This window comes from Litoribrevibacter albus (genome assembly GCF_030159995.1).
In the GTDB taxonomy this organism is placed as follows: domain Bacteria; phylum Pseudomonadota; class Gammaproteobacteria; order Pseudomonadales; family Litoribrevibacteraceae; genus Litoribrevibacter; species Litoribrevibacter albus.
Genome location: NZ_BSNM01000025.1, coordinates 20,279 through 36,735 on the forward strand (window position 1 = coordinate 20,279; position 16,457 = coordinate 36,735).

Sequence of the window (16,457 nt, forward strand, 5' to 3'; positions counted from 1 at the left end):
TCAAATAGATTATTTTTAACTTAAAGTCCTAAGATTTATCATTTAACTACAAACTTGGAACTTTTAAATCTTTGCCATGAACTACAAACCAAGGATTTAAGATGATCTCCTTATTATATTGCAAAGCATTCCCTTTGATGTCTGTCACTACACCACCTGCAGCCCGGACCACAGCATCAGCAGCACCCGTATCCCACTCAGAGGTTGGCCCTAAACGAGGATACAAGTGAGCAGAACCTTCTGCCACCATACACAATTTCAAAGAACTGCCTATAGCAATAAATTTATAAGAAGCAAACCTCTTAAGATAGTCATCCATAGCCTCACCACGGTGAGAACGACTACCAACCAAGATCCAGTTTTCAGGCGTTTCATTGATTACTGAAATTACGCTCTGTTGGCCGTTAATTTCTTTGTACGCACCAACGCCTTCAGCTCCTGCATAGATTATATCTAAAGCGGGAGCGTATACCACACCCAAAACTGGTTGTCCTTGGACGATCAAAGCAATATTCACCGTAAACTCATCATTCTTTTTGACAAATTCTTTGGTGCCGTCTAAAGGATCAACCAACCAGAATGCTTCCCAATTTTTACGGTCTTGATATTGAATATCAGAAGACTCTTCTGACAACACAGGCAACTCAGGAAAGCACTCTCTTAAAGCACCACAAATCAGGGAGTGGGCGGTTAGGTCTGCCTCGGTTAACGGGCTTTTATCATCTTTGAGATAGGTTTTGAAATCACGTTGGTAAATTTCCATAATTTTTTTACCAGCGGAGACAGCAATGGATTGAATAGTGTTTAAAGTTGTGCTGTTAATCATTTTAATTAGGCTTAAAGCTAAATAATTTTTCTTGCCTTGAGTAGTTCAATCAGTTCTTCTACACACTCATCAACCGAGTGTTTTGACGTATCAAGGATAATGTCAGGATTTACAGGCTCTTCGTAATCTGAGTCGATACCAGTGAAGTATTTAATTTTACCCGCACGGGCTTTTTTGTATAAACCTTTTGGGTCTCGTTGTTCACATACATCTATAGGAGTAGAAACAAATATCTCAATAAACTCACCTGCGGTAAACAAGCTACGAACCATCTGGCGATCGGATATAAACGGTGAAATAAAAGCCGACAACACGATCAAACCTGCATCAGAAAACAACTTAGATGCCTCACCAATTCTACGAATATTCTCTACCCTATCGGCGTCCGAAAAACCTAGATCTTTATTCAGGCCATGACGAACATTATCACCATCCAATAAAAAGGTATGCTTTCCTTGTTCAAATAAAGCACAGTCTAAAGCATTAGCAACTGTTGATTTTCCTGCTCCGCTCAAACCAGTGAACCATAATAGACAAGGCTTTTGTGACTTTTGCCGTGAACGATCCTCTCTAGAGACGCCATGGGCATGCCAGACTACTTCCTTACTTGTGGTATTTTCCATAAACTACACATCTATAAATAAAAGATGTACCAATTAGAACCTGGAGGAGCAGCTCGGTCAACCTTAATCCTTAAGAAATCCAAACCATAAAGAATCACCAAATAACTTTAGAAAATATCGTCGCTCTGCTAATATTGGTTGATACTATGGACATCCAACATACTGGACGTATGATGACAGAAAGCCCCTCAACACCGTTAGCTTTTGCTTCTGATAAGGAGCCTCTTCCATCTAACTCGAAACAAAACTCTAGCCATACTTTTTCAAAATCAATGATTTTTATTTTTTGCCCCCTAGATCAAGAAGAAATAATCTCAAAAATTTTACAACAACACTCTATCCCTCACTACATCAATAATTATGAGAGAGTCACTGAAGGGGCAGATATTTTTCATTATGAAAGCAAACGCCTAAGCACAGAACAAAAAGAGTTTTTGATTGAAAAAATTAAATACGGCCATTTAGTTGAGCCATTGATTGACTTCTTGGATCGTAAACTGGGCTACACAGAAGTTGAATTATTAAATAGCGACTACTACCTACACAGGAAATCATTCTCAATACTTAGAGAACGGAAAAAAGACGCGAGTAAACGCCTCACAGATATACTATTAAGCGTATTGATTGCCATTCCTGCACTAATACTTGGCATAATTGCAGCCATAGCCATTAAATTAGATAGCCCTGGTCCAATCTTCTATAGACAAAAACGAGTAGGTCGATACAACAAAGAGTTTGAAGTTATAAAGTTCCGTTCAATGGCAATAGACGCTGAAAAAAACGGTGCACAATATGCCAAGAAAAACGATTCACGTGTTACTCGGGTTGGAAATTTTATCCGAAAGACGCGTATTGATGAACTACCACAAATCATAAATGTATTGAGAAACGAGATGTCTTTCATTGGCCCAAGGCCAGAGCGAGCTGTTTTTATAGAGAAGTTAGAACAAGAAATTCCTTTTTATCGGTTTAGGCATGCGGTAAAACCAGGAATAACAGGCCTAGCTCAAGTTAAATATCGCTATGGAGAGACTATAGAAGATGCAAAATGTAAGCATAGATATGATACATATTACATCAAACACCAGAATTTAATTCTTGACTTTAAAATTGTAGCACTAACTATTAAAACCGTCTTATTTGGCATGGGGCAATAAACCTACCAAAGGTCTTAGTTATAAACAAAGAGAAATTAATTTTGAAAAGTAAACATAAAAAAGACCTTATATCTATTATTATGCCGGTACACAACGGTGAAAAGACTATTAAAGAATCTATAAAGTCTGTTTTATCTCAGACCTATCAGCATTGGGAATTAATAATTATTAATGACTGTTCTATAGACCAGACACAGGACTGCATTAAATACTTTACAGACCCTAGAATAATATATTTAGAACAAAAAGTTAATTCCGGAACCCCAGCCACTCCAAGGAATATGGGAATTAATACTTCCAAAGGGAAATACATAGCATTCTTAGATGCCGATGACATTTGGAGACCAGAAAAGTTAGAATATCAAATATCCAAGTTATCAGAAGGCTACAACATCGTATGCTCAAACTATTCAACTTTTAAACAAGATCCTAAAAAGGTAATAAACAACCGTAAGTTTCCAGAAATAATTAAGTATCAAACAATGCTCAAGAAAAACTGCGTTGGCAATTTAACTGGCATATACAACAGAGAAAAGCTAGGTATTATAGAACAAAAAACAAAAGGGCATGAAGATTATATAATGTGGCTAGAATTAGCAAAGAAGGCAGGTGAAATATATTGTATACAAGAGACACTAGCGTATTATAGAATTCATGATAAATCTATATCTTCAAATAAATTTAAAGCAGCTATCTGGCAATGGCGTATATATAGAGAAGAACTGAAATTCAACATAATTAAAAGCATTTACTTATTTTCTCAATATGCAATACTCTCACTAAGCTCAATAGCAAGAAAATAAGCACTTACCTTATATAACCAGAAAGTTTATTAATCAGAAAAAATGAATTTTTTTACTCGAGCCTGTAATGCCTCAGAAGAAAACCTCTCAGATTCCAATAAAAACCAATCCTTGACCTTATTTGACTCATCACCTACCAGCACCGCCTCAATCAACTCAGTTAACTGATTGACATTACCTGGCTCAAATATGTAACGAGAATCAAGAATTTTATCTATAAAACCTACCCTTGAGGCAAGAGTTACAGCGCCACAAGAGAGACTCTCCATCAAAACTTTTGGAACCCCGTCTTCTAGAGAAGGAATAACAACACAGGAAGAAGCTGAATATAAGTTATCCAAAATACCTTGATTAGAAACATTACCTAAAAATACTATTTCAGAGCACTCATAATTTTTCTTAATCGCCGCTAACTCAGGTCCGTCACCAGCTATTAATAACTTAAATTTATTTTTCAAGTCTTTAGACCCTAAAAAGGAATCAATCAGAATCCCTACACCCTTTTCTTTAGAAATTCTTCCTACAAACAAAATGTATGGGGCATCAACTTCGAAAGTTCTATTAACACAAGCATAAGCCTCTTCGCGGCTTTTAAAACCTTTACTCGAATGAGCCATCATTAAATGACAATTATCATTAAAATTAAAATAAGGATGTGGAGAGTTTAGTAACACTTTATGGTCAAACTTAGTTAGAAATTTGTACTCAAAGTTAAACCTAAACATAGAGTAGAACCTATAAACATGCTTTTTAATCCCTTTGAAATTACTCTCTGCAAGTTTTTTAGTGTCAGAAGTTATATGCAAGACAACCCTTATATCAGGATTATTTTTAACTAGTCTCTTAACAACAAGATATGGAAATAATCCAAAATCTCTTAAATAGACAACATCAAAGTTAAATTTTGCCAGTTCACTAAGCACTACATTTAATTCATTTCTAAAAAATAAAGATGTAATATATTTCCAATAAAACTCTCTCTGTGAAGAGAAAAATGGTAGCTTATATGTTCTACAACCAGATACTGGAAATAAGGCTAAATTTTTTGGTGTATTTTCAGAAAAAGGACCAATGTAGCCAACTGTCTCAACATCTGAAACAGCACAACTAAAAAAGTCCCAAAACTTTGCACTAGTGTAATATTTAAAATTTTTAGAATAACTAGGGCCCACATTAACAAAAAGAATACTTTTCTCTATTTCTGACATACCAAAATAACACTCCGATAAGTATAAACATCAAATAATTTGTAAAGAATGGACTAAAAAGTATCGATAAAAAAGCACTAGAAAATGTACAAAATAAGCCTCTTGAGAAAGTAGATTCAGACCAACCGCGCCAACTTAAAATAAAATACCATAAATGAGAAAGAAAAAGTAACAAGACTGGTAATCCAGCAACATATCCAAACCATAACATAGAATTATGCAGAGCAACTTCTTCACCTTCTCCGTAAACCTTTATGGCCATTATATGCTCCCAGTGATTGGGCCCATGTCCTATAGGACTAGATAAGATTTGTTTAGCTGCAACAACATAGCCAGAGAGTCTTTCAGCAACAGTCCCACCACCTAAAAAGTGAAAATCATCTAACGCTGAAAGAAAAAACAAAGGAAGGATAGAAATAGAGATAAAAATAATAAAGCTTGAGAATAACTTATAAGAAAACCTATTAATAAAAAAAATAAAACTCAAGAAAAAAGCAAGATAACTAGCTCTAGCGCCAGTCAAATAAAGTGCGTAGAACAGCACTAAAACAGAAAAAAGCTTAAAAAACCAGTTTCTAATCAAAATAAAAGATAAAAATATACCACTATTTATTAGCCCACCAAACTCTCCAAATCCATAATACCAGGTAGTAAGTCTCGGATAAGGGTAGTTAAAAAATAAAAGAAACTTATCTGAAAATCTATCTTTAGAAAATACAGCTCGTCCAAAAAAATCATAAGAACCAAAAGAATATTTTAATATTTGAAACACACCAACAAACAGTGATAAAAACAAAATAACTCTCAAAAGGACAAAGAAAGAACTAACACCTAAATTTAAAACAGAATACGAACATGAAAAGAGTAACAATAGCAAGAAAAAAAACTGAATAGATATTAAAACATCATAATAAAAAGGAAAAAACACCAAATACAAAAATGAAATCAAAATCAATAACAAATAAAATAAATTAGTACGTCTCGTTAATACCACCCTGTATATACACAAAATAAATAAAAAACCAGCGAATAAGTGTCTATAGTCATAGATCGGTAACAACAGAATAACTATCAACAGCAATAAAGTTATCCTTCCTAGACTAACTGAGTAACCATTAACCTCCATAGACCTATCTACTCAACCCTCTAATAAAGAAAACAACTCTGTCCTTATAAATAAAAATAAAAATAATGGAAAAGAAAATTGAAACAAGAACCGAAACCACAAGAAACCCAGAGAAAAAATAAATAAAATAGTAAATCAAACATAAAAAAAGAAAGCCTACCCCAACTTCATTCTGCCTCCTAACAAAATAAAACCTTATTAAATTAATGAAAATATTAGAAATAATATAAGAATAAAATGCCCCTTCAAAACCGTAGAATTTAATCAAAACAGGTGAAACAGCAATCGCAATTAAAACTTGAAAAACACTAAGCCGAAAATCAAGTCTGTGTTTACCACCATATTGCAACATCGAAGCTAAAGGGCCAGTAATAACATTATATAAAGTTGCAAAAATTCCCAACTTAACACAAAGAGAAATAACAGAGGGATCAAGATTATAATCCGCCCTACTAATTATAAAATATTCCTTTATAAACCACTCAATAAACGGGAATAATATAATTGCCAAAGAACCCAAAACCACAACGTATCCAGAGTAGAAATTTATAACAAAACCAGAATCCTCCTTATACTTGGAAAAAACTGTTATGAAATATGGATTAATCGCTGAAAGAAGCATTGATGGAATAACAGTCAAAGAAATAATAATCGAATATAAAGCGACATTTGACTTATCTAAAAATACTGCAATAACAAACTTATCTATTTGAGATACAATAACGAGAATCATCCCGATAGAAGTCATATTGAATAGAAAATCCCTATCTACATCTTTAATTAGCTCTTGTACTTGACTCTCACCCCGCTCAATATAGGACACATAAATTAAAGTTACTAAAGAAGCGATTAAAAAACCTAGAGATACAGCTACACCCTGGTATTCAGAAACCCCAAGATATATAACAAGAAAAAATACTAATGGGTAAAATATTGAGCGTAAGTACGACTCTTTTCTTCCTAGACCCATAACGCGTATTTCTGAAAAACGAAGAGACAGCAGGACGTGAAAAGGAAAAGATAACGCCAGCAAAACAAAACTAATAAAGTCAAATCTTTCTAAAAAAGAAAAAAACTCATTTATGACACCACATAAAATTAAAGCAACCAAAACAAAAAATAAATAAAAGTAAAATCTCTTATTAAAGTTAACAGCTGATTTTGATTCTTTAACTACAAGAGCCGGTGCTGATGAAATAAAATAAACCCCAAAAAAAGCATACAACCCCATAAACAATACATATTCACCCAAGAAAATAGGATCTATAATAATGGGAGCCAACAACAGGAAAGAGATACGTAAGACCTTGTCAACACCAAAAGTTAAGATATAAACAAAAACATTTATCACTTAGTTATCACCCTTATTAAATAATATAAAGGGTCTGCGAATAACCTGACAAATATCGAGTGATACCACTTAAAAACTGCATTACTAGATTTACCAATATTTATCTTTATAACTCCTGTATTGAATCTAACAGGGTTACCTGCCACCTGATGGTTCTCATTGACTTCAAAGCTCTTAGATGAATCTAAACTAGATAAAAGCTCTACGTTTGGTTTATACCCCATAAAGTCCAAGAATTCAGAATAAATACCTCCTGGATTATTAACAAAATCCTCATAAAAAACAGGCTTCACTTTTGCCTTTCCTTTTACTAAAAACATAATAAGAAATAGCATATTAGTAAAAACCCATTCAAGAGTCGAAAATATAACTGACTGCTTTTCCATATAAGTGATTTTTCCAGTTATTTCTGGTCTCCTCTTGGGAACCAACCATGAAATAACAACATCCTTCGGCTTACGAATGAACCATACAACTTTATTTTCGTGAATCTTTGAAAACAAAAAAACGTAAGAAAGATGTTTAGATGAGTCAATTAAATTACTTACTTTTGATTTTTCAAAAGCGTAGTTATAAGTGGACAATATATTATTTATAAAAGGATCATCAACATTAGCGGGTTTTAAGAATATATATTTATATAAATATCTAATTCTATCAATTTTATTCTGACTATCAATTATTGAGCCACATTCGCTTACATGCTTAAAATTCCCGCTCCAGAAATCGCATTCTCCACCAACTTTTCCACATGAACATAGCTCATTATCCCGGATCATTCGGGTATAATAGTAACGCATTTCACCAAGCCCGAAAAACCTAGGGTCTTGTGATAATAATTGTTCAAAAATTGTTGAGCCGCTACGACTTGAAGAGGCAATAAATACTACTTTATTTACCAAAAAAAACGTCCTCCAGAGCACAATTCATTTATACTTATTTTCAATCTACGCATAAAAGAGTATTTTTCTTGATGAGTGTTATCTATTAACGCCATTTTATTAATCTTAAGTACAGTTTTAAATGACTTTGTTTTCAACAATATAAGAACACTCCATGCGAGCAATGTTATTATATATGCAGGATAAATAAAGTATTTCTTTGTAATGAAAACTCTAGATGTATACATCCCTCTCCACTTTTCGAATGAGTTCTGCCTACCTCGAACATCTACCATATGATAAATTTTAAACAATGGATGATAGATAATAGTATTTCCATATATTTCCCTATACCTTATTGACAAGTCCAACTCTTCCATTCCATAAAAAAACTTATCCCCAAAACCTCCCAATGCCTTGAAATAGTTAAATTTAAAAATAAAAGCAGTTCCAATAAAGTAAGTAGGTGAAAACTCTTTATTTGTATAGAGCAGCCTCCTAGGTCCTGGGAATTCATGGTGCAGCTTTTGCTTAGAATAATGGTTATAAACATTACTTGCCAATACACCAACATCCTTTTGATGCATATAATTACATAAATCTAAAATATCTGTATATTCATCAAGATATGCATCATCATCAATAAATAGGACATAATCCACTGGACTTAATAGTGAAAAGGCATAATTTCTCCCTTTCGCAACACCTAAGTTTTGTTCACTCAAATTTACCTTTACATTATCGAATTGATTAAGTTCAGAATATACTCCAATTTTGCTTTTCTTAGAGGAATTATCTAATACCAAAACCTCTTCAAAGTCATAAGCACCAACTAATGACTTAACATTCTGAACTGCTAGATCACAGCGCTCATAACTAATTATTACAACCGAAATTTTCATCAAGTAACTCACTTTTCCTTACTGATAGGTTATAAGCACTAAAGCTTTTAGCATACTCTTTTCTAGCTAAAACTCTAACAGGACTATAAAAACGCTCAATATTCTCAGCTATCTTTATCAGCGTAGTCTTCCAATCAACCTCGGACGCACCTTCGCAAAGCTTTACACCAAAAGAACCTATAGCCTCTGGTACGCCAAAAGAAGACTCTACTAAAACTAGCTTCCCCCTACTCAAAGCCTCTACTAATGGAATACCGAATGTTTCATGCTTTGATGGGTGAACAAAGAAATTACAACCATCATAGAGCTTAATAAGCTCATACTCATTTCTAGCACCTACATATAGGACGTCATCATCGCTTAAATTTTGATCATAGCCACTACCAACAACTACCAGCTTTACTTCAGGAACATGTAATCTGAGCCGATCTACTACTTCGCGAAAAACCTGAACAAACCATTCCACTCTTTTAATTGGATCATTATTAGAGATAACCAAAATATAGTTTGTCTCGGAAGTAACGACTTCCTTCGAAGTAACCTCATTAGAATCAATAAAATAACTATCAGATATCGTATTATTAATGACGTTTAAACTACTAAACTTGGAGAACTTTAGAGTTTTTAGAACATTTTCTTTGGTGCTAGTACTTGGAAAATACAAACATCTAAACACAAAGCTAAAATTACTTACAACAAACTTTTCAACCATCCTTTTCTTATTACACAAATCAGGAAAGGTCCAAGGAAGATCGCCATGAATAAAGCAATTAGTCTTGCGTCGTAAGACAGTCAACAAAAGTAGTAAAAATATTTTTACAGGATTAACTGGGAAATAATTATAAACAATGATTATATCCCTAGAAAAAAGGGCTAAAAATAATATTTTATACTGTTCAAACCTTTTTCCACCTAGGCCAGTACTTATAATTTTCGAATCTAAATTCTTACATTTAAAAACCTTAGTCAGATTCTCAGCTACTATAGCCGGCCCATGTTTTTTCACCCCCACTGAATCGTCAATAATAAAAATACTCACGATACCTCCTAGCCATGAATCATCCTCTATTACTCTCTTTATCACCAGGCCAATAGCGCTGATCCGGTATTTCAAGATTTTCCTCGAGGATTTTTCGGCTAACTAGATATTCCTTAATCTCCTCAACACTCATTCTAGGTTCTTCTTCAGAGATATATGGTCTTTCTATTTGGCCACTAATAAAATTTTCATACATATATTCAATGTCGTTGTAAATACCTTTGAAAGCTGGAAGAACACTAAAATACTTATCTAATTCTACTGTTCTCCTAGTTTCCTCAGAGCTCATCAGCTCTTCATATAGTTTTTCTCCAGGCTTCAAACCAATGATCTTAATATTCGTTCTGTTTTTACCTTCAAGGGTAGGTGATAAGATTTCAATCATTGCCTTAGCAAGATCCAAAATAGAGAGTACAGGCATTTTAGTAACAAATACTTCACCTCCCTTAGCGATCTCAGCAGACTCCAAAACTAAAGAGACAGCTTCCTCTACAGTCATCACAAAACGAGTCATATCTTTATGTGTTAAAGTTATATCTTTACCTTCTTGAATTTGTTTCTTAAATATAGGAACAACAGATCCTCTAGAGCCTAAAACATTCCCGAACCTCGTTGAAGTAAATATAGTTTTAGACTTTCTTTGGGTACTATTAGCCGCTGTTACGAGTCTTTCACCCATTAACTTAGACGTTCCCATCACATTAGTTGGATTAACTGCTTTATCAGAACTAGTAAATATAACTCTCTCAACCTCATTTCTGATTGCCGCATTTATCACATTTTGCACACCGACTATATTATTCTGTATAACTTGGTCCGGGGATCTTTCACTTAATACAACATGTTTCATGGCCGCAGTATGAAACACTATGTCCACGCCAGAGAATTTCTTAATCAGTTCATTCTCATCTTTAATATCGGCGACATAGAAATGACTGCGAGGATCAGCAAGGTATTTTTGGTCCTGGAAAAATAGTTCACTTTCATTATTATCAATTCCAACAACCTCTTTTGGCTTATATGGACCATTTATATTTAAGAGCTGACTTATAATTTGTTTACCAACCGTTCCACATGAACCAGTTACGAGTATTGTCTTATTTTCAAATTTTTTCATTGATAAAATCTCGGACTGTTAAATTAATTCCGGTTTTCAAAGAGGTTTCTGCTCTCCAACCAAGTAGCTTTTTAGCCTTAGACGTATCAGAAAAATTTCTTTGAACATCGCCTAACCTAAAAGGAGATAATTCGATGCCAACAGGTAAAATATTGTTTTCTTTCAATGAATCTATAATTAACATTGAAATTTCAGAAACTGTTGTTTCTTTATTTGTCGCAATTTGAAAAATTTCACCTCCAACACCAGAAACCCTTGCCGCCTTATTAATTGCCTTTATTAAGTCATCTATATAAATAAAATCCCTAGTTTGACTACCATCGCCATATATTTCTAACGGTTTAGCATCCATGGCACGTTTTATAAATTTCGCAACGACACTACTCTTATGAGCAGACCCTGGACCATATACGTTACCAAACCTAAGGACAACAGTATCGACACCAAAAGTTCTATAATAGGCTGAACAATATCCTTCACCAGCCAATTTACTAGCGCCATAAGGAGATACCGGATGAGGTGCTAATTCTTCATGAATTGGAGGACTTACTTCACCAATAGGAGCTCCACTAGAAGCAAATACAACTCGTAATACATTCTGAGTTCGAGCTGCCTCTAAAACATTAAAAGTTCCAATTACATTATTCTCACAGTCCATTCTAGGGTTATCTACAGAAGGTGCTACACCTGTATTAGCAGCTAAATGAACAATAATCTCGACGTCTTTACTTAATTTTTTAACTAGATCGGCATCTAAAATATCTCCTTGAACGAACTGCACTAAAGAATCGGAATATTTTATATTTTGAGGATCAATTTCCTCAAATTTACAAATTTGCGCTAAATCGTGTTTAGTACCAACAGTTAAATTATCTAAAATTATTATTTTATTATTAGTATCAGCTAGTAAATTTTTAACTAACGAGAGACCTATAAAACCACAACCACCTGTAATTAACCATTTCATCCCCACTTAACCCCTTTAAAAATAACATCCGTTCTTATATTTTCTTTATAAGACTCCACTATCTTGAATAAGCCATTCATGACTTCATCAGTTAGATAATTAGGGGTAACTCCTATATCTTTAAGCCCTTGATACTTCGGATTATAGTAGTGCTCTTCTGCTTCTTTTCTAGGATTATCAATTGACTTAATTTCTACATTATGACCTCTTAAATCTCCCACCCTCTTTGTTATTTCAGCTAACTCATTAACACTAAAGGTTTCCATTATTTGGTTAAATATTCTTAATTCACCTGTAGAAGCTGGCGATCTTTCAGATGCATGAATACATTGAAGAGTATCCTTAATATTTAGGTAGCCTCTCGTCTGCCCACCTTTACCATATACAGTCAAAGGATAGTCAGAAACGGCTTGAGTAACAAAACGATTCACAATAGTGCCGAACACTTCGTCATAGTTAAAAATTGTCCTTAATCTTTTATCGATATTAGACTCTTCCGTCTCTATACCATATACAGGACCTTGCATTAAATCCGTTACTTTAAGATCCCACATTCGTACTGCAAACCAAATTAAATCTGTATCCATTACTTTAGTTGTATGATAGAGACTTCCTGCTGCTCTAGGGAAAAGAAAACGGCCTTCTCGACCATTATGCTGAATATTTATCCATCCTTCCTCGATATCAATATTCGGAGTTCCATATTCCCCCATAGTACCCAATTTTATTATATGAGTATCTCGTGCATGATCACGTACAGCCCATAATAAATTATTTGTAACCCTAAGATTATTTACAACTGTAAAATCAGCACGTTTATAATCAATCAATGAATAAGGAGCAGAAGGCTGCTCTGCATAATGAACTACTGTTGACGGCACCCCTGTAAATCCCGTACTAACAGACCAAGAATATTCAACCCTACCATCAAATAATCCCCTCATCAGCTCAGGATTTGATAAGTCTCCTAAAACAACCTTAATCTCGTAGCCTGTTCTTTCATACCAAATCTTTGCACGCTCAATCAAACTTGGTACCGAATACAGCATTCCAGAATCAAGCTCTAAACAAGCATTTCTACGAAAGTAATTATCAACAACAGTAACTTCATAACCCCTGTTTGAAAAATACATTGCCGTTGGCCATCCTAAATAGCCATCGCCACCTAAAATCAAAACATGCATAACTAACTCCTAAGTCAATAGGGATATTGAGAATCTAAACTAAATATAAAAATCGGTATAAATCGCCCACACTCTAATTATTAAGCAATTCTAGGGAGACAATATATCGTATAGCTGATTGCCTAGGTTCAACTTCTGCCCACCATCGCGTGTAATAGGGCTCCACGAGGCTCTCAAGCTATCCTTACGAGATTCAACAAAGAAAAGATCCAGTGGAAATTCTATGTAAATCCCTTTATCAAAGCTTCCCTCACCAAATTCTTCAGAGGACACATCAGTAAAAGTAGCCCAGCCACCCATTACGACACCGGTTTTGAATTTCCTACTCAAATCGATCGTGGTGCCTATATCCCCAGCTAAGTAGCGTCCAGCACTAACTTTTGCCAAAGTATTACTGATAGGCATATCATAATACATAGTCAGGTGACCAGTGGCTACAGTGTAATCTCTAAATACAAAAAGTTGTTTGTAATCACGCTGTTTCACATAATTCGCATCAATCCCAACAGCCAAACGACTTTTGACAGGCTTGTATAAAAACTCACCACCAACGCCACCAAACATAGTTTCAAAGATACCCGATGATAGACGAGCATAACTTGCCCCGAAAGGCTTCCAGATATAATCTATCTGCATCCGCTTAATGCCAGTAGCACCTTCTTCGGCATACTTTGCCACATCTGAACGGACATGAGGCAAAACAGAATCCGATTCAACTTCCAACTTATTGTAATTATTGGCTATATCAACACCAAAAACATTATTTAAAGACAGATTCTTACTAAATTGGAAATCTGCAGCAAGCTTCAACCAGAACTGATACAAAACAAAAGCCTCAGGTGCACCAAAGCTTGGGGTAAGAACTGGCCTAACTCTCCAATCAAACAGCGGATAATCAACTAACTCATCCGCTCCCTGGTCATCCAAAGGAGCTTCACTTAATCGCAAGTACGACTTATTAAAACCGCCTTCCGTTTCGTCTGCCACAGCTCTCTTAAAAGGCTCAACATAAACATCAATTTGATTTGTATTAACAGGTCCTTCTTTATTCACATAGCGAACACTTGCCAAAGTTGAAGGAAGCTCATTAATTAAGATTCGAGTAGCTCGACCAACCGCATCTGCCTGGTTTCGAAAGCGTTTTTGACTAGCATAAACTGTTATTTGGTTCTCAGAAGAATCCAATGCAGAAACTGTTATTTTCTCAGCGGCTAATCGAGCATGAACCTGTTCTCTTTTACCTTTCGAAAGCAAAGCTTCGTTGACTAACCGGTTATCTTCGGCTTGCTTTTCAAAAATGCGCTCAGGTGGATTATCGAACTTAGGCATCATTGTTTTTTCAGAACCTAAGTTCATACCCAACTGGATACCTGCCATTAAGGTATCACCACGCTCCCACCCAACCTGGACACGAAATAAATCATTCAGACGATAAACAACACCTAAATTGACAGGATAGTTTTGTACAAAGTCTCCATCATTGTTTGTTTGGCCATCAAGATCAGAAGACTCTTGAGTATAATCATTCCCGTCAAGTTCCAGTTTAAATGCCCAATCACTCCCTGAAGGTGCATACTCTACTCCTCCAATCAAAGCAATTTCCTCCCCTGAGAAATATTGCCCCAGAGAAACATCCCCACCTTCACCAACATCCTTCTCTCTAGTCTGAAAGCGATTACTTAAAAACGTGAACGGATTCTTAATACCACCATTTATGCCCGCATAGCCCCAAGCTAACCCGAAAGAAAAATCCAAGTCATAATAACGCTTTGAAGCTAATAAAAATTCTGAGCTAAACAGACCTGTGCCAAGAAAGTCATAAAAAGCGAAAGAGACTTCAGGTAGATATTTATTTTCTCGCCATAAGCGGGTTTTTATATCAAATCCCCGATCTTTATAGGTTTGAGAGCCTGAAAACTCTTCATCCTGGCTGTAACGTCGGTTAGTAATTGCGGTATAACGTACAGTACCCTCTAGCCAAGGTAAAATTTGGGCAGTTATAGAAGTACGATTGTATGGGGAAACGTGCGAAAAGTTGACATTAAAGTTACCATCTGGAGCATGACGTGCAGTAGGGGTTTGCAACAACCCTACACCACCAAAGTCAGAATGGGTCATCCGAACTGGCTCAACCACAAGAGTTTCTTCAGCCCAGCTAATACAACTTAAAACTAAAAGCAAAAAAAACCCAAAGGCACGCTTACAATCAATCTCTCCAACCACGGCATCCAGCACGTCAATGCAAATCCTTTTCAATATTGGCTAGTTAACTGCATCCATGGGCTCAGTTTCTGAACGTTTCTTAACAAAATAAGAAACTAATGCCCATAGGGTACCTAACATCCCCCCAAGCAAAGTCCCCAAAACACATATTAAGGCGCGTTTTGGTTTTGATTTTTCAAGAGGCACCACGGCAGGATCAATAGTTCGAAACGCATACTCATCTCGCACCTCTGCAAGCATAATTGTCTTACCTTGAGCTTCGATCAAGTTAAAAAAGATCGCCTGCATATCAACCAAGCTCACTTCTTTAATCTTTTCCCGAATGAAATTGATACTTTTTTGTGCCTCACTAACGTCTCTACTCTTTATATGCTCATTTAATCCTTTAATTAATAAAGTTACCCACTGCTGTGCTTGCTCAGGTAAATACCACTCAATCGATACTGTTACCAATCCTGTTTGCTTGTCAGTTGATACTGTTAAGATTTGAGAAAACGCTTTGTAGATCTCCCAATCCGTTGGTTCAGCCGTATATGGAGATTGAACCTCTCTTACCCAGGTATTTGTCGATTCATCATATATACTTGGATCTAAGGCAACACCTTGAGAGAATCGCATGGGTTGAAGTGCGAAAAGCGGGATTAAAATATTACTTTTACGAACAAACTGGGTAATAAACTCCCTTGATTTAAGAATCGCCAATGCTTCTTCCGTTTTATCTCCCCCCCCAGAAGACAAACTAACCCCAGCGAGAGATGCCAACCCGCCAAACTGCCCAGCCAAAGCGCCCAAGCCCGAGCTAGACTTATCATCACCTGCTGGAACTAATAGCGCCTCTGATGTATATAGATTCGGTTGATACAGTGCAAAAATTACGCTACCAACAGAAAAAATTAACGTAATCAGAATAACCTTCCACTTTTGAGACCATATCGCACGCCAAAGTTCAAGCAGGTCAATTTCATCTGGTGCTTGTTCGAAGTAAGGAGTAGGAGTTTGAGAGTTCTTAGTCAATTGCTTATTCATAAACCATATTATCGTTAATTACCC

Annotated in this window: 15 protein-coding genes; 2 read left to right on the top strand and 13 right to left on the bottom strand. The window is 35.5% G+C overall.

Features of this window, described 5'->3' with window-relative positions:
- Window positions 1–46: 46 nt before the first annotated feature.
- Both cysQ and cysC read right to left on the bottom strand, forming a co-directional pair.
- Window positions 47–826, bottom strand: coding sequence for a 3'(2'),5'-bisphosphate nucleotidase CysQ (gene cysQ, locus QQL66_RS18610; protein WP_284383517.1), 780 nt, complete (start codon window positions 824–826; stop codon window positions 47–49).
- Window positions 827–843: 17 nt separating this feature from the next.
- Entirely contained in the window at window positions 844–1,449 is a 606-nt protein-coding gene (cysC, locus tag QQL66_RS18615) for an adenylyl-sulfate kinase (protein ID WP_284383519.1), read from the bottom strand.
- A 146-nt stretch (window positions 1,450–1,595) separates the two neighbouring features.
- Here cysC and QQL66_RS18620 point away from each other — a divergent pair, with 146 nt between their 5' ends.
- Both QQL66_RS18620 and QQL66_RS18625 read left to right on the top strand, forming a co-directional pair.
- Complete coding sequence (locus QQL66_RS18620; protein WP_284383520.1) at window positions 1,596–2,606, top strand: sugar transferase; 1,011 nt, start codon at window positions 1,596–1,598, stop codon at window positions 2,604–2,606.
- A gap of 41 nt (window positions 2,607–2,647) precedes the next feature.
- The gene (locus QQL66_RS18625; protein WP_284383522.1) at window positions 2,648–3,409 is read left to right on the top strand and encodes a glycosyltransferase family 2 protein; all 762 of its coding nucleotides are present in this window, start codon (window positions 2,648–2,650) and stop codon (window positions 3,407–3,409) included.
- Window positions 3,410–3,438: 29 nt separating this feature from the next.
- Here QQL66_RS18625 and QQL66_RS18630 read toward each other — a convergent pair whose 3' ends face one another.
- The 11 genes from QQL66_RS18630 to QQL66_RS18680 form a co-directional block, all read right to left on the bottom strand.
- Window positions 3,439–4,617, bottom strand: a complete 1,179-nt coding sequence (locus QQL66_RS18630) for a glycosyltransferase (RefSeq protein ID WP_284383524.1) — start codon at window positions 4,615–4,617, stop codon at window positions 3,439–3,441.
- On the bottom strand, window positions 4,583–5,413 hold the full coding sequence (locus tag QQL66_RS18635; RefSeq protein ID WP_284383525.1) for an O-antigen ligase family protein: 831 nt from the start codon (window positions 5,411–5,413) through the stop codon (window positions 4,583–4,585). The genes QQL66_RS18630 and QQL66_RS18635 overlap by 35 nt, the downstream gene beginning before the upstream one ends.
- Before the next feature lie 334 nt (window positions 5,414–5,747).
- A complete protein-coding gene (locus tag QQL66_RS18640; protein ID WP_284383526.1) occupies window positions 5,748–7,094 on the bottom strand; it encodes an MATE family efflux transporter in 1,347 nt (448 codons plus the stop codon).
- Window positions 7,091–7,996, bottom strand: coding sequence for a sulfotransferase domain-containing protein (locus QQL66_RS18645; RefSeq protein ID WP_284383527.1), 906 nt, complete (start codon window positions 7,994–7,996; stop codon window positions 7,091–7,093). Before QQL66_RS18645 ends, QQL66_RS18640 begins: the two co-directional genes overlap by 4 nt.
- Window positions 7,990–8,877: a glycosyltransferase family 2 protein gene (locus QQL66_RS18650; RefSeq protein WP_284383528.1), complete on the bottom strand. Its 888-nt coding sequence runs from the start codon at window positions 8,875–8,877 to the stop codon at window positions 7,990–7,992. The genes QQL66_RS18645 and QQL66_RS18650 overlap by 7 nt, the downstream gene beginning before the upstream one ends.
- Complete coding sequence (locus tag QQL66_RS18655) at window positions 8,852–9,916, bottom strand: glycosyltransferase (protein ID WP_284383530.1); 1,065 nt, start codon at window positions 9,914–9,916, stop codon at window positions 8,852–8,854. The genes QQL66_RS18650 and QQL66_RS18655 overlap by 26 nt, the downstream gene beginning before the upstream one ends.
- 19 nt (window positions 9,917–9,935) lie before the next feature.
- Window positions 9,936–11,033, bottom strand: a complete 1,098-nt coding sequence (locus tag QQL66_RS18660) for a polysaccharide biosynthesis protein (RefSeq protein ID WP_284383532.1) — start codon at window positions 11,031–11,033, stop codon at window positions 9,936–9,938.
- A complete protein-coding gene (locus tag QQL66_RS18665) occupies window positions 11,020–12,000 on the bottom strand; it encodes an NAD-dependent epimerase/dehydratase family protein (protein WP_284383534.1) in 981 nt (326 codons plus the stop codon). Before QQL66_RS18665 ends, QQL66_RS18660 begins: the two co-directional genes overlap by 14 nt.
- Window positions 11,997–13,184 carry an NAD-dependent epimerase/dehydratase family protein gene (locus QQL66_RS18670; protein WP_284383535.1) on the bottom strand — a complete coding sequence of 396 codons (1,188 nt, stop codon included), beginning with the start codon at window positions 13,182–13,184 and terminating at the stop codon, window positions 11,997–11,999. The genes QQL66_RS18665 and QQL66_RS18670 overlap by 4 nt, the downstream gene beginning before the upstream one ends.
- Before the next feature lie 90 nt (window positions 13,185–13,274).
- Window positions 13,275–15,419 (bottom strand): YjbH domain-containing protein, encoded by a 2,145-nt coding sequence (locus QQL66_RS18675; RefSeq protein ID WP_284383536.1) that lies wholly within the window; start codon window positions 15,417–15,419, stop codon window positions 13,275–13,277.
- A 27-nt stretch (window positions 15,420–15,446) separates the two neighbouring features.
- Entirely contained in the window at window positions 15,447–16,433 is a 987-nt protein-coding gene (locus tag QQL66_RS18680) for a Wzz/FepE/Etk N-terminal domain-containing protein (RefSeq protein ID WP_284383538.1), read from the bottom strand.
- Window positions 16,434–16,457 lie beyond the last annotated feature (24 nt).